This window comes from Enterobacter sp. Ag1 (assembly GCA_000277545.1).
Classification (GTDB): domain Bacteria; phylum Pseudomonadota; class Gammaproteobacteria; order Enterobacterales; family Enterobacteriaceae; genus Cedecea.
In genome coordinates, this window is record AKXM01000027.1 from 23,783 (window position 1) to 44,913 (window position 21,131).

The following is a 21,131-nucleotide window of genomic DNA, read 5'->3' on the forward strand; positions in this document are numbered from 1 at the left end:
GCACATATCGTGCAACGAGCATTGGCTATTATTTACATTTTTGTAACGTTTGGCGCGCTAAAACACGTAATTTTACCCGCTGTCAAGGCAGGTACTATTGAATAGGAATTTACTTGTATTTCGGACGAAGTCGCTTTGCTAACATTGTGTTACTGTAAGTCGGTCGCCTTAAAAATAGCTCAAGTTTGCAGCTTTACCTGCCGATAATGACTTCTGACTCCTTAACCATTTGAAAGGCCGATCTTTTGCCGAGTTTGATGAAAAAGACGATTGTTTGATGGGGAAAGCATGAGCACCTTATTATTTCTGTTAGCTGCTATGCTGGCCTGCGCACTGATTGCCGGATGGCTGATTTGGCGAAGCCTGAAGCTACGTGCCCAGGTTTCGCACGATCGTTCCTTCTCCGGTGCCACCACGCGCAAACTAACCCCAGAAGAGCGCGTTGCCGTCGAAAATTACCTCGAGCGTTATTCCCGTTCCCAGGAGCTGATTGGCCCCTCCGGCGCGAGCAATCCACTGCCAAGACTAACGCTCACCGCGCAAAGCAGTACAGTTTTCTCCCTGACCCGGTCGATCACTCGCTACGGCCTCTCTGCCGATGACGCCAATAAATGGCGTTATTACCTTGATTCTGTTGAAGTTCACCTCCCGCCGCTCTGGGAGCAGTACATCACCAACGATAACGACGTAGAGCTGATTCGGACGAGCAGCATCCCGCTGGTGATTTCGCTCAATGGCAATACGCTGCAAAACGATACGCTGGATGTGCAGCAGTACGCCCTGGAAGGCTATTCAGGCACTCAGGCCTCCATTCGCGGCGAAGAAAGCGAGCAAATCGAGCTGCTAAACATTCGCCAGGAAACTCAGGAAGAGTATTCCCTGAGCCGCCCCGACGGCGTGCGCGAAGCCGCGCTTATTTGCATCGCTTTTATCATGCTGTTCCTGAGTCTCGTGACGCCGTCGGTGTTCCTGCCCTGGTTAATTGGCGGCGCCGTCCTGCTGATTGCCGCCGGTTTGTGGGGCCTGTTTGCTCCGCCGGCGAAAACGGCATTGCGCGAGATCCACTGCCTGCGCGGCACACCCAAACGCTGGGGGCTGTTCGGCGAGTCTGACCAGGAACAGATGAACAACATCTCCCTGGGCATTATCGATCTGGTGTATCCGCCCCACTGGCAGCCTTTTGTGGCTCAGGATCTGGGGCAGAAAACCGATATTGATATCTATCTTGACCGCCATGTGGTGCGTCAGGGACGTTTCCTTTCACTCCATGATGAAGTGCGTAACTTCCCGCTACAGCACTGGGTGCGTAACCTGCTGGTTGCCGCCGGCGCGCTGCTGGTCCTGCTGATGATGACTATTTGGGTGCCGCTGGAAATGCCTATCAAGCTTAGCGCCTCATGGTTGAAGGGCGCTCAGTCCATCGAAGCCACCAGCGTTGAGGAACTCGCCAAATACAAGCTGCAGGTAGGCGATACGCTGAGAGTGAATGGCACGGGGATGTGTAATATTCAAACGCCAGGCGGTTATCGCTCGCGGCAAAACTTCCCATTCACCCCCTTCGACTGCTCGCAGATCATCTGGAATACCGCCCGCCCTCTGCCCTTGCCGGAGTCCGACATCATGGACAAAGCGGTCGCTCTGACCAAAGCCGTCAGCGGGCAAATTCATCCTCAGGGTGGAGAAGGTGACAGCAAAGTTAACCCACAGCTCGCGGACGCCATTCAGAAATCAGGCATGGTCCTGCTGGATGATTTTGCCGGGATTGTGAAAAAAACCCAGGCGCTGTGTACCGCAGAAGAAGAGTGCGTCCGCCTGAAGAATGCGCTAGTAAACCTGGGCAACACTAAAGACTGGGATTCCCTGATCAAGCGCGCGGATTCAGGAAAACTGACCGGGGTGAACGTCCTTCTACGGCCAGTTAGCGCCGAGTCGCTGGATAACCTGGTGGCCACCTCAACCGCACCTTTCTTTATTCGTGAAACCGCCCGCGCCGCACAGGCATTAAATAGCCCTGCTCCTGGCGGGTACATCATCATCAACGACGAAGGTGGTGATTTCGTGGACCAGCCGCTGCCGCCAATGTCGTTGTATGACTTCCCGGCCCAGGAACAATGGACCGAATTCCAGCGACTGGCGGAAATGCTGCTGCACACGCCGTTCCACGCCGAAGGGATCATTACCGGCATCTACACGGATGCCAACGGCACACAGCACGTCACCCTGCATCGGATCTCAGACACTCATAGCCTCTGGAGCTACATCGGCATTTCTCTGATGCTGATTGCGATGTTGGCCTGCGCCGCGATAAACGGCGTTCTGGCGGTGACTCGCTATCGCCGTGCCAGTACGAGGCTGGCTGAAATTCAGCGCTATTATGATAGCTGCCTCAACCCCACACTGACTCCGCCTACGCCGCTGAAGTAGCCGCTACGGGTAAACTTTGCGTACCGGGTTGTGCTACCCTGGTACGCTATTTTCCCTCAATCGAGACTAAAGCTATGTCTGGTGCTATTGCCTGGCAGGACGTGGACACCCTGCTGCTGGATATGGACGGGACCCTGTTGGACCTGGCCTTTGATAACCATTTCTGGAAAAAGCTGGTGCCGGAAACCCTTAGCCTTCAGCGCGGCATTCCGTTGCAGGACGCGTATGAATTAATTTCCCGCGAATACCACGCCGTGCAGCATACGCTAAACTGGTACTGTCTCGACTACTGGAGCGAACGCCTCGGGCTGGATATCTGTGGCATGACCACCGAACAGGGGCCAAAGGCCGCGCTGCGTGAAGATACCGTGCCGTTTCTTGAAGCGGCGAAAGCCAGCGGCAAGCGCCGCATTCTGCTCACCAACGCGCACCCGCATAACCTGGCGGTGAAGCTTGAGCACACGGGTTTGAACCAGCACCTTGATTTATTACTTTCCACCCACACATTTGGTTATCCGAAAGAAGATCAGCGTTTATGGCAGGCGGTGGCCGGGCATACCGGATTCGATGCGGCCCGAACTGTCTTTATCGACGACAGCGAAGCGATTCTTGATGCAGCCGCAACGTTTGGGATTCGCTACTGCTTTGGCGTCCTCAACCCGGACTCAGGTGAAGCGGAAAAAACGTTTGAGCGCCACCCAGGCCTGAGCGATTACCGTAGCCTGATCCCGTCGCTTTCCGCTTAAGGAGGCGCAATGAAAGAAAAAACTGCCGAGGGCGTACGCCTGGATAAATGGCTGTGGGCCGCACGCTTTTACAAAACCCGTGCGGTGGCGCGGGAAATGGTTGAAGGCGGGAAAGTGCACTACAACGGCCAACGCAGCAAGCCGAGTAAACTGGTTGAGCTTCATGCGGTACTCACGCTGCGCCAGGGAAACGACGAGCGCACCGTAACCGTCCTGGGTATTACCGAACAGCGCAGGCCAGCCGCAGAAGCCTCTCAGCTTTATGAAGAGACGGCGGAAAGCATCGCCAAACGGGAAAAAGTGGCGCTGGCGCGCAAAATGAACGCGCTGACCATGCCGCATCCCGATCGCCGCCCGGATAAAAAAGAGCGGCGAGATTTGATGAAATTTAAACACGGTGGCGAAGCGTAAATTCGCCGACCAGTAAGAGAGATGACGATGACTCAACACGACCAACTACACCGCTATCTGTTTGAAAACCACGCCGTGCGCGGCGAGCTGGTGACGGTTTCCGAAACCTGGCAGCAGATCATGGAAAACCATGATTACCCGCAGCCGGTCAAAAAAATTCTGGGCGAACTGCTGGTCGCCACCAGCCTGCTGACCGCCACGCTGAAGTTTGACGGAGATATCACCGTTCAGCTTCAGGGCGATGGCCCGATGACGCTGGCCGTGATTAACGGCAACAACAAACAGCAAATGCGCGGCGTAGCGCGTGTACAGGGTGATATCCCGGCGGATGCTGCATTAAAAGATCTGGTGGGTAACGGTTATCTGGTGATCACCATCTCCCCAAGCGAAGGCGAGCGCTATCAGGGCGTGGTCGGTCTGGAAGGGGATACGCTGGCCGCCTGCCTGGAAGATTATTTCATGCGTTCCGAGCAGCTGCCAACTCGTCTGTTTATTCGTACCGGTGAAGTAGACGGTAAAGCGGCGGCGGGCGGTATGTTGCTGCAGGTTCTGCCGGCGCAAAACGCGGAAACCGACGACTTCAACCACCTCGCGACGCTGACCGAAACCATCAAGGCCGAAGAGCTGCTGACGCTACCAGCGAACGATGTGCTATGGCGCCTGTATCACGAAGAAGAAGTCACGCTGTACGATCCTCAGGACGTAGAGTTCAAATGCACCTGCTCACGCGAGCGCTGTGCTGACGCGCTGCGCACGCTGCCGGATGAAGAGGTCGACAGTATTCTGGCCGAAGATGGCGAAATCGACATGAACTGTGATTACTGTGGCAGCCGCTATGTGTTTGACTCCATGGACATCACGGCGATCCGCAACAATGCCTCTCCGGCGGATCCGCAGGTTCACTAAGTTTGCATAACGCCTCCAATCGGAGGCGTTTTTTTTCAGCGGTAATAGTCGATTTTAACCCGCTGCCCCTGCACCATCACGTCCTGCCAGACCTTCGGCGCAGCCGTCAGTTTTCCTTCAGAGGCGGCCTGCTTCAGCGCTGACATCATCTGGTTTTTATCCAGATCCCGGGCCTGGCCGATATCCTTCCAGCTCCCGTCTATCTTGCCGTACACTTTGCAGTAGCTCATTTCCGGCTGGCACAGCAGCCATTCATCCTGCCCGTCGCCGTTCAAATCCATCCCAACCAGCAGACACTTATCCTCGTCATCCAGACACTCGCGAGCCTGGTAACTTTCATCTTTTACCATGGCCTGCCACCACGCGTTTTCCGGCACGCGATTTTTATCCGCCAGCACGATACGCTGACGCAGAGATTCAACCGTCAGCTTCGCCACCGCCACACCGCCCGTTTTGCCATTGCTCAACAGCATCGCCAATTGCCTTCTGCGATCGGGACTGGCGACAAACACCGGGTCTTTTTGCAGCTCGCTGAGCGCATCGTAGCCCCGCCGCCCGGCGTATTGCAGCATGGTCATACTCACCTTCTCGGGCTTCAGGACGCCGCTGTGGTAACGCGCCATTTGGTTATTAACGCTGATCCGGTAAGGGTCCAGAAGCGGGGAATTCACCGCGACCAGCAAGGCCAGCGCCAGCAAAAGCACCGCGCGGTTAATCCCTCCCGGCTGTAGAACAGTCTCCCGACGCTGGCGAACGAGCGTGACGACATAGCCAAAGGCCCACACCAATACGGTGAAGGTTATCAGCGCCGCATATACCCTTGTTGGCGTCCAGCCGTATGACGAAACGCGCAACCACAGCGCATAGCTTGCCAGCAAGGCATAAACCGGCGACAGCAATAACGTCAGCTTTATCGCACCATCAAGCAGGGCAGGATAAGGCCGGGTTTCTCTTTCCGGATGATAAGCCACTGCGGCAGTGCCCATCACCATCAGCGTCAGCGTGTTGAGCAGCGCATTACAGGAGAAGTGCAGTGAAATAGACCCCAGGCCAACCACCGGCAGCGTCGCCAAAAACATCAGGGAAATCAGCGACAGTAGCGGTAAAAGCCCCGTGGCAAAAACGCTGAAGAAATGTTTTACCGCGTTAATAGCCCGAACCTGGTCACGGCAAAGCGTGACCGCCAGCGCCGCTGCCGTACAGGTAGCAATCCAGGCAAACGCCGATGAACTGAAAAACAGGCGATCAAAGAAGGCGATATCCACCAGCTTAAATAACCCGGCCCAAAGCGCCAGCACGCCCCAGAAAAAGAGCACCAGCAGCCCGGTCAGCAGCAGAGTAATACCGTTCCGCCAGAGCTGGCCGTAGAATACCTGCCAGTCTCCCCAACCGCGATTCGAGTGCAGCCGCCCCTGCAGCCAGGGCAAGGTCAGAAACAGCATCACCGCCAGCGAACAGAGATACCCCAGCACAATATCGTGCCGGCTCCAGCTTTCCAGCCCCTGGGTCGTCCAGTTCACCCAGCCGCTCATCAACGCCACAATCGGCAAGGGGAGCAACGCCAGGCCCCAAAATCGCAGGCCATTGAAACGCACGGTGATAAGCGCCAGCGTCGCCGCCAGCACTACGGACAGGGAGCGCAGATACAGGGCTTGATTATCCCCTCGCAGCCAGATGCTACTCACCCTGTCTCCTTCGGTGAGGTACAGCACCACGCCTAAAAGAAACCCCACCAGCAAAATCCCCCAGCGGGTCGCCTTAGGCAACGGTTCAGACATGAACATAGTTGTCATCCCTTATTAGCTCATTTTTGACTTAGTGTAACGACCTGCTGCGACTTGCAAATGACGCTCTTGTTTCATTGCGTTGCGCATGAGAGCGCGTTCATTCACAAAGTTCTTCGTTATTATCCTAATTATTAACATATCTGCCATATTTTCCCCGAAAGCCAGCGAATTCCTGCCATACTCTGCCCCCGTTGCGGCATCCCCTGTGCATTTCCCCTGTTAAATTTAAGCAGGCGCGTAAATTTATGATAGTGGTCGCGGTTAACACCCCCTAAACAACCCTACAATATTCGGCAGTATAAATTGGCTAAGGAGCAGTGAAATGCGAGTTAAAGGCATAACCCCGCAAGATCTCAAGGCTTATGGCATTCATGACGTCAGCGAAGTCGTCTATAACCCCGATTACGACACCCTTTACCGCGAAGAACTCGACCCTAACCTGCAGGGTTTTGAGCGCGGTGTGGTCACTAACTTAGGCGCCGTCTCCGTAGATACCGGGATCTTTACCGGTCGCTCTCCAAAAGATAAATACATCGTCCGCGATGACACCACCCGCGACACCTTATGGTGGGCCGACAACGGTAAAGGCAAAAACGATAACAAACCGCTTTCCGAAGAAACCTGGCACCAGCTCAAAGGGCTCGTCACTCATCAACTGTCGGGCAAGCGCCTGTTTATTATTGACGCTTTCTGCGGGGCCAACGCCGATACCCGCCTGTCAGTGCGTTTTATCACCGAGGTTGCCTGGCAGGCACACTTCGTGAAAAACATGTTTATTCGCCCAACGGACGAAGAGCTGGCAACGTTTGAACCTGATTTTGTGGTGATGAATGGGGCTAAATGTACCAATCCAAACTGGAAAGAACAGGGCCTGAACTCCGAAAACTTTGTGGCATTTAACCTGACTGAACGCATGCAGCTTATCGGCGGCACCTGGTACGGTGGCGAGATGAAGAAAGGGATGTTCTCTATCATGAACTACCTGCTGCCGCTGAAGGGCATCGCCTCCATGCACTGCTCGGCAAACGTCGGTGAAAAAGGGGATGTGGCGGTGTTCTTCGGCCTGTCCGGCACCGGTAAAACGACGCTGTCTACCGACCCGAAACGCCGCCTGATTGGCGACGATGAGCACGGCTGGGACGACGACGGTGTGTTTAACTTTGAAGGCGGCTGCTACGCGAAAACTATTCGCCTGTCAGAAGAAGCTGAGCCGGATATCTATCACGCGATTCGCCGCGATGCGCTGCTGGAAAACGTGACCGTCCGTGCCGACGGCACAATCGACTTCGACGATGCGTCCAAAACGGAAAACACCCGCGTTTCTTACCCGATTTATCACATCGACAACATCGTTAAGCCGGTGTCGAAAGCGGGTCACGCTACTAAAGTCATCTTCCTGACTGCGGATGCCTTCGGCGTACTGCCACCGGTTTCCCGCCTCACCGCGAACCAGACTCAGTACCACTTCCTGTCCGGTTTTACCGCCAAACTGGCGGGTACCGAACGCGGCGTGACGGAGCCAACGCCAACCTTCTCCGCCTGCTTCGGCGCGGCGTTCCTGTCGCTGCACCCAACGCAGTATGCTGAAGTGCTGGTGAAACGCATGCAGGCATCCGGTGCCCAGGCGTACCTGGTGAATACCGGCTGGAACGGTACCGGCAAACGCATTTCGATCAAAGACACCCGCGCGATCATCGACGCTATTCTCGACGGCTCGCTGGACGACGCAGAAACCTTTACGCTGCCGATGTTTAACCTCGCCATTCCAACCTCGCTCGCGGGCGTTGATACCCAAATTCTGGACCCGCGTAATACCTACGCGTCCCCGGAGCAGTGGCAGGAAAAAGCAGAGCAACTGGCGAAGCTGTTTGTCGAAAACTTCGAGAAATACACCGATACTCCTGCCGGTGCGGCCCTGGTCGAAGCCGGTCCGAAGCTGTAAATCTGAAGCATTAGACGAAAAAAAACGAACCCTTCGGGGTTCGTTTTTTATTGGGCCACAGGTCAGCTAGCTTTCCCGATGAGTCACCACCCGGGTTATCGGCAGCGGGAGATAAGCCCTGATTCGCAGCCCTCCCCGCTCGCTCTTCCCGAGATCCAACATCCCGTTATGGTTGTCGATGATGCGCTGCACGATGGCTAAACCCAGCCCGGTGCCGCTGGTACTGCGGGCGCTATCGCCGCGAACAAACGGCTGGAACAGATGCTGAAGCTGGTCTGGCTCAATGCCTGGGCCATCATCTTCCACCTGGAACCAGGCGCGGTTTAATTCGCTGCCGCTGCTGACTTTGATCCAGCCATTGCCGTAGCGCGCCGCGTTCACCACCATATTCGCCACCGCGCGCTTGATAGACAGCGGATGGATATTCAGGCGAATTTCGCCGGCCTGCAGATCGGTATCGATTTCACGCTCGTAACCGCTTTCTGCCGCAATAACTTCCCCGAGCACGCCGTTGAGATCCGCCATCTCCAGCGGCATCTCCTGCCCGGTGCGCAGGTAGTCGATAAACTGTTCGATAATCGCATTACACTCTTCGATATCTTTGTTAATCGACTCGGCCAGATAGCCATCCTCCTGCCCCATCATTTCAGTCGCCAGGCGGATACGCGTCAGCGGCGTGCGCAGATCATGGCTAACGCCCGCCATCAGCAGCGTGCGGTCATCGGCCAACTGTTTAACGCCCGCGGCCATATGGTTAAACGCCCGCGTTACCGACCGCACTTCCGAAGCGCCATATTCGCGCAAAGGAGGAGGAATAATCCCTTTACCGACCTGCAGCGCAGCGTGCTCCAGGTCGACCAGCGGTCGGTTTTGTATTCGAATAAACAGCCATGCGCCGCCTATCGCCAACAGCATGATCGCTAGCGTGTAGCGGAACAGCGGGGAGAAATCGCCCTGATGGATTTCGGTCAGCGGAACGCGGACCCAGATATTCGGCGACAGCCAGGTCTTCAGCCAGACAACCGGGGAGCTTTTGTTCACCTCAACGCGCACTTCGGTCGGGCCGCCAAGCTGCTGCGCCATTTGCTGGCTCAGAAACTCATAGTGCTGCGCCCAGCGCAGGCCAGCGTCTTCCGCCGCCTCGTTGGAGTAAAGTGAAATGCCCAGCTCGCGGTAAATCTCACGACGAAACGCAGGCGGCACCACAAGTTGGGTGCCGTCTTCAAGCTGCAGTTTGTCGGTCATTAGCATTCTGACTTCGTACGCCAGCACCTTATTAAACTGCTGCAGGCTCGGCAAAATCGCGAAGTTCAGAACGACAAGATAAGTCGTCACCAGGCTGACAAACAGCAAGGTGACGATCAGCAACAGCGTACGGGCAAACGAGCTTCTGGGGGAGAAGCGAACTCGCCTCATGCCTTAGCGCCGTCCGGGACAAAGACGTAGCCAAGACCCCAAACGGTCTGGATATAACGCGGATGCGCCGGGTCCTCTTCCACCATTCGGCGCAGGCGGGAGATTTGCACGTCAATGGAACGCTCCATCGCGGAGTATTCACGGCCACGGGCCAGGTTCATCAGTTTGTCGCGGGACAGCGGCTCGCGCGGGTGGCTGACCAGCGCTTTCAGTACCGCAAACTCACCGCTGGTCAGCGGCATTGGCTCGTCTTCGCGGAACATTTCACGAGTGCCTAGATTCAGCTTGAACTTACCGAAAGCGATAACTGCTTCTTCCTGAGAAGGCGCACCCGGCAGTTCGTTCGCCTGACGGCGCAGGACCGCACGAATACGGGCCAGCAGTTCACGCGGGTTAAACGGCTTAGGAATATAGTCATCAGCGCCGATTTCCAGGCCGACGATACGGTCAACTTCTTCGCCTTTCGCGGTCACCATGATGATCGGCATTGGGTTGCTCTGGCTGCGCAGACGGCGGCAGATAGAAAGACCATCCTCGCCCGGCAGCATGAGATCCAGCACCATCAGGTGGAAGGATTCACGGGTCAGCAGGCGATCCATTTGTTCGGCGTTAGCGACGCTGCGAACCTGGAAGCCCTGCTCGGTGAGATAACGCTCTAACAGCGCGCGCAGACGCATGTCGTCATCGACCACCAGAATTTTATAGTTCTCTTGCATCGTTTGTACTCCCAAAGGCTCGAACAGTTGAGTGTGTATTCTTAAAAAACTGCGCTAATACAACCAGTCAATTCTGGTATACATTCTAGTCGAAATTGTTACAAAGCATATTAAACAGTCGGTTATCAACGTTTTAAATCAAAATTTGGTGACTTGCTTCCCAAAATGCGCCGGTTGCATTCCTTATTGAGCATCGGTTTAAATCACACTCTGATTTTACAGGCTGTAGGGCAGAAAGATGAAAACGCCGTTAATCACCCGTGAAGGCTACGAAAAGCTCAAAAAAGAGCTGGATTATCTGTGGCGTGAAGAGCGCCCCGAAGTGACCAAAAAAGTGACCTGGGCCGCCAGCCTCGGCGATCGCAGCGAAAACGCCGACTATCAGTACAACAAAAAACGCCTGCGTGAAATTGACCGCCGGGTTCGCTACATCACCAAATCTCTGGAGCGCCTGAAAATCGTCGATTACTCACCGCAGCAGGAAGGCAAAGTCTTCTTCGGCGCGTGGGTCGAAATTGAAAACGACGACGGCGACATGCTGCGTTTTCGCATCGTTGGTTACGACGAGATTTTTGGCCGCAAGGACTACATTTCTATTGATTCGCCGATGGCACGCGCGCTGCTCAAAAAAGAAGTGGGCGATTTAGCCGTGGTGCAAACGCCGGCGGGAGAAGCGCAGTGGTACGTCAATGAAATTGAGTACCCTAAACCCGAGTAATGTGCACAGAACTGTCTGAAACCCAATATCCGTGGGTCGTCGGCTGGCATTTTCGCGCCCCGATCCGTATAACTGTTTGCTGAATTTTCCGTACTACACAGATGAAAAGCCATGATGAATGATTCGCTTTGCCGCATTATTGCGGGTGAGCTTCAGGCCAGAAACGAACAGGTGGAAGCCGCCGTTCGCCTGCTGGATGAAGGGAATACCGTGCCGTTTATTGCACGTTATCGTAAGGAAGTCACCGGCGGTCTGGATGACACGCAACTGCGTCAACTGGAGACTCGTCTTAGCTACCTGCGCGAGCTGGAAGAGCGCCGTCAGTCCATCCTCAAGTCTATTGCCGAGCAGGGTAAACTGAGTGACGAACTTGCCGGTGCCATCAACGGCACGCTGAGCAAAACCGAACTCGAAGACCTTTACCTGCCGTATAAACCCAAGCGCCGTACCCGCGGGCAAATCGCCATCGAAGCCGGCCTTGAGCCGCTGGCGGATTTGCTGTGGAACGAACCTTCACACGACCCGGAGCAGGAAGCCGCTCGCTTTGTGGATGCCGACAAAGGCGTCACCGACACCAAAGCCGCGCTGGACGGCGCACGCTACATCCTGATGGAACGCTTCGCCGAAGATGCCGCTCTGCTGGCAAAAGTGCGCGACTATTTGTGGAAAAATGCGCATCTGGTTTCCGCCGTGGTAAGCGGTAAAGAGGAAGAAGGCGCGAAATTCCGCGACTACTTCGCCCACCACGAAGCCATTGCCACCGTTCCCTCTCACCGTGCACTGGCGATGTTCCGCGGGCGTAACGAAGGTATTTTACAGCTGTCGCTGAATGCCGACCCGCAGTTTGATGAGCCGCCGCGCGAGAGCTACTGCGAGCAGTTGATCATCTCTCATCTGAATCTGCGCCTGAACAATGCCCCGGCCGACAGCTGGCGTAAGGCCGTGGTGAGCTGGACCTGGCGCATCAAGGTGTTAATGCACCTTGAAACCGAGCTGATGGGCACCGTGCGCGAACGCGCCGAAGATGAAGCCATCAACGTTTTCGCCCGCAACCTTCACGATCTGCTGATGGCGGCCCCGGCTGGCCTGCGTGCCACCATGGGCCTCGATCCGGGCCTGCGTACTGGCGTAAAAGTCGCGGTGGTTGACGCCACCGGCAAGCTGGTAGCGACCGATACTATTTATCCGCATACCGGTCAGGCTGCGAAAGCCGCCGTGGCCGTGGCTGCCCTTTGTGAAAAACATAACGTCGAGCTGGTCGCTATCGGCAACGGTACCGCATCCCGTGAAACCGAGCGCTTCTTCCTGGATGTGCAAAAACAGTTCCCGAAAGTCACCGCCCAGAAGGTAATAGTCAGCGAGGCGGGCGCTTCCGTTTACTCAGCTTCCGAGCTGGCGGCGCTGGAATTCCCGGATCTGGACGTGTCTATTCGCGGCGCGGTCTCGATTGCCCGCCGTCTGCAGGATCCGCTGGCCGAGCTGGTGAAAATCGACCCGAAATCTATCGGTGTGGGCCAGTACCAGCACGATGTCAGCCAGACTCAGCTGGCGAAAAAACTGGATGCGGTCGTCGAAGACTGCGTGAACGCCGTTGGCGTGGATCTCAACACCGCTTCCGTGCCGCTGCTGACCCGCGTGGCTGGCCTGACCCGCATGATGGCGCAGAACATCGTCAACTGGCGCGACGAAAATGGCCGCTTCCAGAACCGCCAGCAGTTGCTGAAAGTCAGCCGCCTGGGGCCCAAAGCCTTTGAGCAGTGTGCGGGCTTCCTGCGCATCAACCACGGCGATAACCCGCTGGATGCCTCTACCGTACACCCGGAAGCCTATCCGGTGGTCGAACGTATTCTGGCCGCCACTCAGCAGGCGCTGCAGGACCTGATGGGCAACAGCAGCGAATTACGCGATCTGAAGGCCAGCCAGTTTACCGATGAGCGTTTCGGTGTCCCTACCGTGACGGACATTATTAAAGAGCTGGAAAAACCGGGCCGTGACCCGCGCCCTGAGTTTAAGACCGCACAGTTTGCCGAAGGCGTGGAAACCATGAACGACCTGACGCCGGGCATGGTGCTGGAAGGCGCGGTGACGAACGTCACCAACTTCGGCGCATTTGTCGACATCGGCGTGCATCAGGACGGCCTGGTGCATATCTCCTCCCTGTCGGACAAATTCATCGACGATCCGCACAAAGTGGTGAAAGCGGGCGATATCGTTAAAGTCAAAGTCCTGGAAGTGGACCTGCAGCGGAAACGCATCGCCCTGACCATGCGCCTTGATGAACAGCCTGGCGAAGGTGGCAGCCGTCGCGGTAATGGGGGTAGCAACGCACCTCGCGAGCAAAAAGGCAGGCCAACAGCACAACAAAAACCGCGCGGGCGCGAAAACGCCGCCGGTGGGAATAGCGCGATGATGGATGCGCTGGCCGCTGCGATGGGCAAGAAGCGTTAATTGTCTGACCTCTCCCTTCGGGGAGAGGTCTTATTTTTTCCATCGCCGACAAAAATCAGAAAAATAACCTACTCTTGATCTAAATCAATTTTCAATATCTACCCCGCCATGAAACCAGCAATTATCATCCCTGTAACATCGGCAATAACGAAATAACATTCATCGTTCACCAAAGAGAAGCCATTACTCTATTTTTCATGCAATTAAGAAACCACTTTCTTCTGCTCGTTAAAAGCAACCCCACTAAATCAGCCAGAAAAATTCCTATTTTGGTTAAATTCACTCAGAAAAATAAATATTGTCGACAGTAACCATTCTCATTATCATTGCATTGAACGATATTTCTTCTCTTTCTTCCGATAGCTTAATTCGTTTTTATTACACGCATCGCTCGTGAATAAAACGATCATTCAGTCAGCGTCAATGCAGAGCCCAGCTCTAAGTAGGTCTTATGCAATTCATACCGAATAGCGCGTGGAAAATTACCGGCTTCGCCAGTGAAATCAGTCCGGCTTATCGCCAAAAATTATTGTCCCTTGGCATGTTGCCGGGTTCCTCATTCAACGTCGTCCGCGTGGCACCTCTCGGCGACCCTATTCATATCGAAACGCGCCGCGTAAGCCTGGTGCTGCGCAAAAAAGATCTCGCGCTGGTCAATATCGAAGCCGTGGCGTAACGGCGGGGAAACGTTCGCGTTATTTTGCACATTCAACGAAGTTTACGAATAAAATGAAAAACTTAACCATAGGTTTAATCGGTAATCCTAACTCGGGTAAAACCACGTTATTTAATCAGTTGACGGGTGCCCGCCAGCGCGTGGGGAACTGGGCGGGTGTCACCGTAGAACGCAAAGAAGGTCAGTTTTCCACCCTTGAGCACCAGGTCACGCTGGTTGATTTACCCGGCACCTACTCACTCACCACCATTTCGTCACAAACTTCGCTTGATGAGCAAATCGCCTGCCACTACATCCTGAGCGGCGATGCCGATCTGTTAATCAACGTAGTGGATGCTTCTAACCTTGAGCGTAACCTCTACCTAACGCTCCAGTTACTCGAGCTGGGTATCCCGTGCGTGGTGGCGCTCAATATGTTGGATATTGCCGAGAAACAGGCGATTCGCATCGACATCGACGCGCTGGCCGCCCGCCTCGGCTGCCCCGTCGTGCCGCTGGTGTCTACTCGCGGGCGCGGTATTGAAAGCCTGAAACTCGCCATTGACCGCAAGCAGCCCAACGAGAAAAACGAGCTGGTGCACTATCCGCAGATTTTGCTGCAAGAGGCAAAAAAGCTGGCCGAGGATATGCCGCAGGAAATGCCGGTGACGCAGCGCCGTTGGCTGGCGCTGCAGATGCTGGAAGGGGATATCTACAGCCTCGCGTATGCTGGCAATGCCACAGACAAACTTGACTCGGCGCGCGCGCGCCTGGCTGAGACCATTGACGATCCCGCGCTGCTGATCGCAGACGCTCGTTACCAAAGCATCGCTTCCATTTGCGACGCGGTTAGCAATAGCCTGACAGCCGAACCCAACCGGCTGACGGTGGCGATGGATAAAATCATCCTCAATCGTTACCTCGGCCTGCCAATCTTCATGCTGGTGATGTATCTGATGTTCCTGCTGGCGATTAACATCGGCGGCGCGCTGCAGCCTATTTTTGATGGCGGCTCGGTGGCGATATTCATTCACGGCATCCAGTGGCTCGGTTATACGCTGCACTTCCCGGAATGGCTGACGATTTTCCTGGCCCAGGGGATCGGCGGCGGGATCAATACCGTGCTGCCGCTGGTGCCGCAAATCGGCATGATGTACCTGTTCCTTTCCTTCCTCGAAGATTCCGGCTATATGGCGCGCGCAGCCTTCGTGATGGATCGCCTGATGCAGTCGCTGGGTTTACCGGGTAAATCCTTTGTGCCGCTGATTGTCGGCTTCGGCTGTAACGTGCCTTCGGTCATGGGCGCCCGTACCCTTGATGCACCGCGCGAAAGGCTGATGACCATCATGATGGCGCCGTTTATGTCCTGCGGTGCACGCCTGGCGATTTTCGCGGTGTTTGCCGCCGCATTCTTCGGCCAGCAGGGCGCGCTGGTGGTGTTCTCGCTTTATATTCTCGGCATTGTCATGGCTATTCTCACCGGCCTGATGCTGAAGCACACCATCATGCGCGGCGAAGCTTCGCCGTTTGTCATGGAGCTGCCGGTTTACCACGTCCCTCACCTCAAGAGCCTGATTTTACAAACCTGGCAGCGCCTGAAAGGCTTCGTGCTTCGCGCCGGGAAGGTCATCGTGATCGTCAGTATTTTCATCGGCGCCCTGAACAGCTTCTCCTTTAGCGGCAAGCCAGTAGATAGCATCAATGATTCCGCCCTTGCCTCCGTCAGCCGCGTATTGACGCCGCTGCTGAAGCCGATCGGTGTCCATGATGACAACTGGCAGGCTACCGTTGGGCTGTTTACCGGTGCGATGGCCAAAGAAGTTGTGGTCGGCACGTTAAATACCCTCTATACCGCCGAAGATATTCATAATGAAGAGTTTGATGCCGCAAGCTTTAACCTGCTTGATGAACTGGGCGCTGCCGCCGATGAAACCTGGCAGGGGCTGAAAAACACCTTCAGCCTGAGCGTGCTGGCGAACCCGATTGAGGCAAGCAAGGGCGACGGTGAAATGTCCTCCGGGCCGATGGGCGTGATGAGCACGAAATTCGGCAGCGAAGCCGCCGCCTACAGCTATCTGATTTTCGTTCTGCTCTATATTCCGTGCATCTCGGTGATGGGAGCCATCGCCCGTGAATCGAGCCGGGGCTGGATGACGTTTTCTGTGCTGTGGGGGCTGAACATTGCCTATTCGCTCTCCACGCTTTACTACCAGAGCGTCACCTTCAGCGAGCACCCGCAGTTCAGCCTGATTTGTATCCTCGCGGTGGTATTGTTCAACGTCCTGCTGCTTGGCGGGCTGCGCCGGGCAAGAAGTCGCGTAGATGTATCCCTGCTCGCCACCAGAAAAACGCCGTCGTCCTGCTGCCAAAGCAGCACCGGCGACTGTCACTAAGGAGCGATAATGGCAAGCCTGATTGATATCCGTAACGCCCTGGCGCTTCAGGGCCGCCTGGAAGCGAAGCAGATAAGCCAGCAGCTTGCCACGCCTCTGCCGTTGGTAGCCGCCATGCTCGATCGACTGGAAGCGATGGGCAAAGCCAGACGCATCAGCGAAGATCCGAGCAGTTGCCTGACGGGAAGCTGCAAAAGCTGTCCAGAAGGGAAAAAGTGCGTACGGGAACTTTGGGCACTGCGTTAAGTTAATCTGATGAAAGGCGGGCTCCCCCGCCTTTTTACTGCCCGTCAGCTAAGCCGTTGTTGCCCCCAGGCCAGCAGAGCCTGGCAGAATTCAGCCGGATGAGAGATAAACGGCGCGTGGGCGGCCTTGTCGAAGATAACCGAGCTGGACTGCGGCCACAGGGCGTCCAGCAGGGGAACCACTTTCCGTGGCACAAGCCCGTCCAGTCGGCCATACAGACGTAAATGCGGTATTGCAGAATGCGAAAGCTCCTGGCGCAGATCGGCGGTTCTCAGGATCTCAAGCCCGCCATTAAGCACGGCCACGTCCGGCATCGGCTGTTCCAGAACAACGGTTTTCAGCAGGCGAGCATCCTGGCGCGCGGTTTCTGTGCCCAGGGTTTGCAACGCCAGAAAACGCTCCACGGTACGCTGAAAATCTTCGCTTAGCTGCTGCTGGAACCCGGCCAGCACGTCCGGTTTAATGCCCGGCCAGTCTTCTGCCGCGGTAAAACAGGGTGAGGAAGCCACCGTCACCAGCGCATTCACACGTTCAGGCCTGGCGAGCGCCGCCTGGCTTGCTACCAGCCCACCCAGGCTCCAGCCAAGCCATGTGGCACATTCAGGCGCTTTAGCCAGCACAATGTCGGCCATTTCCTCCAGCGTTAGCGCACCAACCCCCCTGCTCCGGCCATACCCCGGTAAGTCGACCAGATGCAGCCGAAATTGCGAGCCGAGTTCGGATTCTATGTTGTGCCAAACCTCCGCATTCAGTCCCCATCCGTGCAGCAGCACAAGATCGCTTTTTCCTTTACCTTTTGTTTGCCACCACAGCTCACTCATCAGTTACCGTTCTCATTTTCATCAGCAAGGAGAACGCTATGCTAGCAATCCCTGGCCGCTGTTGGCTATGCCGGTTACCACTTGCCCGTCCGACATGGGGCATTTGCTCCTGCTGCACCGCCTCGCTGCTTCAGCCCCTGGCCTGCTGTTTACAGTGTGGTTTACCGGCACTGAGCGGGCATTTGCCCTGCGGACGTTGCCTGCAAAGAGCGCCTGAGTGGGACGCAATAGCCTATGTGACAGACTACCTGCCGCCGTTAAGCACGCTGATTCATCACCTGAAATTTACCGGAACGCCCTCGCTTGCACCGGCCTTAGCCCGCCTTTTGCTACTGCGTATTCTGGCAGCCAGTCGAGAGGGCAGGCTTCATTTGCCTGATGCTATTTTGAGTGTACCGCTGCACCATACCCGAGCGTGGCGGCGCGGCTATAACCAAAGCGCACTTATTGCTACTCCGCTGTCTCGCTGGCTAGGGCTGGAGCATTATCCCTCTGCAATCAAACGCATACGCGCCTCGCCAGCCCAACATACGTTGACAGCAAAGGAAAGAAAGAGGAATTTGAAAGGCATCTTTAGGGTTGAAATTCCCGTTGCGGGTCGCCATATGGCGATTGTGGATGATGTCGTGACGACGGGTAGTACTGTTGCGGAGATAGCGCGATTGCTGAAAAGGCAGGGCGCGGCGACTGTCCAGGTATGGTGCCTGTGTCGAACCTTGTAGACCCTCGATGATGGGCGTATTATAACCGACTAAAATAGTCAACTATTGAGCAATCGTTATGATCCGTATTTCCGATGCTGCACAATCCCACTTTGCCAAGTTGCTGGCAAATCAGGAAGAAGGGACGCAAATCCGCGTATTCGTTATCAATCCTGGCACCCCGAATGCGGAGTGTGGTGTGTCTTATTGTCCGCCGGATGCGGTTGAAGCGACCGACACGGCGCTGCCGTTCGAGCAGTTAACCGCTTATGTCGATGAGCTGAGCGCGCCTTATCTGGAAGATGCCGAAATCGACTTCGTCACCGACCAGCTCGGTTCCCAGCTGACGCTGAAAGCGCCTAACGCAAAAATGCGTAAGGTGTCTGACGACGCGCCGCTGATGGAGCGCGTTGAGTATATGCTGCAGGCGACCGTTAACCCACAGCTGGCGGGCCACGGTGGTCGCGTCACGCTGATGGAAATTACCGACGAAGGCTATGCCATTCTGCAGTTTGGCGGCGGCTGTAACGGCTGTTCTATGGTGGATGTGACGCTGAAAGAAGGGATAGAGAAACAGCTTCTGGCTGAGTTCCCTGAGCTGAAAGGCGTACGTGACCTGACCGAACACCAGCGCGGTGAGCACTCTTACTATTAGTTTGACCCTCACCCTAACCCTCTCCCTAAAAGGGAGAGGGAATAGACCGAGAAACGTGAGACGAAACTACGTCTTCTTACGCCGCTTATCCAAATCTTTCAGCAAGTTATTCACCCGTTCATCGGCAAACATCGCTTCCAGAGAGACGGTCAGCTTGCGCCGCCAGTTCTTATACTCATCGCTGGTGCCAGGAATATTCACCGGCTCGGCCATATCCAGCCAGTCCTCCGGCTGCAGCCCCAGCAGCGCGCTATGGCTGTCGGCAATATAACGCTGCATTCCACGGTTGAGCGTGTCGGTCATCGTCATTAACGCGGCCTTATGTCCCGCCCGCTTCGGCAAGCAGCCGTATTTATGCAGCCCGTCCAGCAGGCCTTGTTTAGCCCTTTCGCGGTCTTCATACAGCCCCGCCAGCACCTCTTCATCAGGGTAAAGTCCCAGCGTTTTGCCCAGCGTTAAATCACCGCTATTCCAGTAGCCACGCAGCGTGGGCAAGTCGTGCGTTGTGGCAACCGCCATCGACTGCTTAGGCCATGTGGCCGGAGGCCGGAATTGCTTCTCTCCGTCGTGTTCGAAGTACAGCACTTTGTAAGAATAAACGCCGCTGTCGCGAAGCTTGCCGACGATTTCAACCGGCACGGTACCGAGGTCCTCGCCAATCACCATGCAGCGGTGACGCTGGCTTTCCAGGGCCAGAATCGAAAGCAGATCGTCCACCGGGTACTGCACATAGGCGCCTTTATCCGCCGTCTCGCCGTACGGGATCCACCACAGCCGCAGCATCGACATAACGTGGTCAATGCGCAGGGCGCCGCAGTGGGTCATATTGGCGCGCAGCAGTTCGATAAACGGCTGATAGCCGCGAGCGGCCATGACGTGGGGATCCATCGGTGGCAGCCCCCAGTTTTGGCCTAACGGGCCGAGGATATCCGGCGGCGCGCCAACGGAGGCTTTCAGGCAGTAAAGCTCACGGTCACACCAGGTTTCAGAGCCGCCTTCCGCTACGCCCACCGCCAGGTCGCGATAAAGGCCAATCGGCATCCCGTCATGCTGGCTGGCATCCCAGCAGGCCTTAAACTGACGCCAGGCGAGATACTGCAGCCAAAGCCAGAAGTTGACCTCATCGCAATGTTGCTCACAGAACTGCTTCACTCCCGGGCTATGGGCGTCGCGATAGCCTTCCGGCCACACCGGCCAGCCCCAGCGCAGAGGATCTTCGTTAACCTGGCTGGCATGAAGCGCATCGTAGGCAGCCTGGTAGAACAGACCTTCTCCTCCTTCCGCAACGAACCTGCCAAACGCGACGACTTGTTCATCGCTGGCTGTACGCAACGAGAACTGCTGCCACGCTAAACGCAGTCCCGCAACTTTGAGGGCCGTAACGGCAGAATAATCCACCCACTCGGCATCTCTCGCGGCCTGAAGCTGTTTCTGCACTGTGGATGTTTTCCACCACGTCTGCGCCGCTTTGCTGTTCTGGAAATCTTCTACCGCATTGACGTCGATATAGATGACATTCAGCCAGCGGCGTGACGAAGGGCTGTATGGGCTGGCGCTCTCCGGGTTAGCCGGGTAAAGCGAATGAATCGGGTTGAGGCCGATAAACGCCCCGCCCCGCTTCGCCACATCCCCCAGCATCTGCTTCAAATCGCCAAAGTCGCCGATGCCCCAGTTAGCCGCCGAGCGCAGCGTGTAAAGCTGCACACATGCCCCCCACAGCTTTTTGCCCTGCAGTAACGCGTCCGGCTCATAGCAGCGCGGCGGGGCGACGATAATTCGGCTCGTCCAGCTCTGCTTTTGCCGACTGACCACCAGTGAATGGTAGCCCTCGGGTAGCTTTGTCGGCAGCGATAACATCTTCCCACCGGAAACTTGCCCGCGGTGGGTATGACCTTCTTCAGTGGTCAGCGTCCAGCTAAATTCACCCTCGCGTTCCAGCGTCAGCTGCATTCGCTGCCCGGCAGTGAAAACCTGAACCGCTGGCACAGGATCGGTCGACTTTTTTGCAACAGCGGTGCGGTTCATGGCCTCGAGCAGACGCAGTTTTGTCTCCGCAGGAATAGCCTGCGGTTTGCCGTGGGCGTTGATGTAGTTCGGGCTGATACCCGCCGCCAGAGCGGCGCTATCAAGACGTTTGCTCTCCATG

The 21,131-nt window shown here is 56.0% G+C and carries 17 protein-coding genes; 12 read left to right on the forward strand and 5 right to left on the reverse strand.

Annotated features, from left to right (window positions below):
• Positions 1-288 precede the first annotated feature (288 nt).
• The 4 genes from A936_RS11320 to hslO all read left to right on the forward strand — a co-directional run bounded on the left by A936_RS11320 (position 289) and on the right by hslO (position 4,487).
• Complete coding sequence (locus tag A936_RS11320) at positions 289-2,424, forward strand: intracellular growth attenuator family protein (RefSeq protein ID WP_008457852.1); 2,136 nt, start codon at positions 289-291, stop codon at positions 2,422-2,424.
• Positions 2,425-2,498: 74 nt separating this feature from the next.
• Complete coding sequence (gene yrfG / locus A936_RS11325; RefSeq protein ID WP_008457854.1) at positions 2,499-3,170, forward strand: GMP/IMP nucleotidase; 672 nt, start codon at positions 2,499-2,501, stop codon at positions 3,168-3,170.
• Between the two features lie 9 nt (positions 3,171-3,179).
• On the forward strand, positions 3,180-3,581 hold the full coding sequence (gene hslR, locus A936_RS11330; protein ID WP_008457857.1) for a ribosome-associated heat shock protein Hsp15: 402 nt from the start codon (positions 3,180-3,182) through the stop codon (positions 3,579-3,581).
• Positions 3,582-3,608: 27 nt separating this feature from the next.
• On the forward strand, positions 3,609-4,487 hold the full coding sequence (gene hslO / locus A936_RS11335) for an Hsp33 family molecular chaperone HslO (RefSeq protein WP_008457859.1): 879 nt from the start codon (positions 3,609-3,611) through the stop codon (positions 4,485-4,487).
• Between the two features lie 35 nt (positions 4,488-4,522).
• Here hslO and A936_RS11340 read toward each other — a convergent pair whose 3' ends face one another.
• Positions 4,523-6,271: a DUF4153 domain-containing protein gene (locus A936_RS11340; protein WP_008457861.1), complete on the reverse strand. Its 1,749-nt coding sequence runs from the start codon at positions 6,269-6,271 to the stop codon at positions 4,523-4,525.
• Positions 6,272-6,596: 325 nt separating this feature from the next.
• Between A936_RS11340 and pckA the strand changes: the two genes are divergently transcribed.
• The gene (gene pckA / locus A936_RS11345) at positions 6,597-8,216 is read left to right on the forward strand and encodes a phosphoenolpyruvate carboxykinase (ATP) (protein ID WP_008457863.1); all 1,620 of its coding nucleotides are present in this window, start codon (positions 6,597-6,599) and stop codon (positions 8,214-8,216) included.
• A gap of 66 nt (positions 8,217-8,282) precedes the next feature.
• On the opposite strand, the gene envZ is transcribed toward pckA, so the two are convergent.
• Positions 8,283-9,632, reverse strand: coding sequence for a two-component system sensor histidine kinase EnvZ (gene envZ / locus A936_RS11350; RefSeq protein ID WP_008457865.1), 1,350 nt, complete (start codon positions 9,630-9,632; stop codon positions 8,283-8,285).
• Complete coding sequence (gene ompR, locus A936_RS11355; RefSeq protein ID WP_006177890.1) at positions 9,629-10,348, reverse strand: osmolarity response regulator transcription factor OmpR; 720 nt, start codon at positions 10,346-10,348, stop codon at positions 9,629-9,631. Before ompR ends, envZ begins: the two co-directional genes overlap by 4 nt.
• A gap of 238 nt (positions 10,349-10,586) precedes the next feature.
• On the opposite strand from ompR, the gene greB reads away from it, so the two are divergent.
• The 5 genes from greB (at position 10,587) to feoC (ending at position 16,808) form a co-directional block, all read left to right on the forward strand.
• On the forward strand, positions 10,587-11,066 hold the full coding sequence (gene greB / locus A936_RS11360; protein ID WP_008457871.1) for a transcription elongation factor GreB: 480 nt from the start codon (positions 10,587-10,589) through the stop codon (positions 11,064-11,066).
• Positions 11,067-11,177: 111 nt separating this feature from the next.
• Positions 11,178-13,514, forward strand: coding sequence for a Tex family protein (locus A936_RS11365; RefSeq protein WP_008457873.1), 2,337 nt, complete (start codon positions 11,178-11,180; stop codon positions 13,512-13,514).
• 451 nt (positions 13,515-13,965) lie between these two features.
• On the forward strand, positions 13,966-14,190 hold the full coding sequence (gene feoA, locus A936_RS11370; RefSeq protein ID WP_008457875.1) for a ferrous iron transporter A: 225 nt from the start codon (positions 13,966-13,968) through the stop codon (positions 14,188-14,190).
• A 53-nt stretch (positions 14,191-14,243) separates the two neighbouring features.
• Entirely contained in the window at positions 14,244-16,562 is a 2,319-nt protein-coding gene (gene feoB, locus A936_RS11375; protein ID WP_008457876.1) for a Fe(2+) transporter permease subunit FeoB, read from the forward strand.
• A gap of 9 nt (positions 16,563-16,571) precedes the next feature.
• A complete protein-coding gene (gene feoC, locus A936_RS11380; protein WP_008457879.1) occupies positions 16,572-16,808 on the forward strand; it encodes a [Fe-S]-dependent transcriptional repressor FeoC in 237 nt (78 codons plus the stop codon).
• Between the two features lie 44 nt (positions 16,809-16,852).
• On the opposite strand, the gene bioH is transcribed toward feoC, so the two are convergent.
• Complete coding sequence (bioH, locus tag A936_RS11385) at positions 16,853-17,629, reverse strand: pimeloyl-ACP methyl ester esterase BioH (RefSeq protein ID WP_008457882.1); 777 nt, start codon at positions 17,627-17,629, stop codon at positions 16,853-16,855.
• 38 nt (positions 17,630-17,667) lie between these two features.
• On the opposite strand from bioH, the gene gntX reads away from it, so the two are divergent.
• Both gntX and nfuA read left to right on the forward strand, forming a co-directional pair.
• Entirely contained in the window at positions 17,668-18,351 is a 684-nt protein-coding gene (gene gntX, locus A936_RS22805) for a DNA utilization protein GntX (RefSeq protein ID WP_071530493.1), read from the forward strand.
• Between the two features lie 58 nt (positions 18,352-18,409).
• Positions 18,410-18,985: a Fe-S biogenesis protein NfuA gene (gene nfuA / locus A936_RS11390; protein WP_008457887.1), complete on the forward strand. Its 576-nt coding sequence runs from the start codon at positions 18,410-18,412 to the stop codon at positions 18,983-18,985.
• A gap of 66 nt (positions 18,986-19,051) precedes the next feature.
• Here the strand turns inward: nfuA and malQ are convergent, their stop codons facing one another.
• Complete coding sequence (gene malQ / locus A936_RS11395) at positions 19,052-21,130, reverse strand: 4-alpha-glucanotransferase (RefSeq protein WP_008457888.1); 2,079 nt, start codon at positions 21,128-21,130, stop codon at positions 19,052-19,054.
• Between the last annotated feature and the right edge of the window lies 1 nt (position 21,131).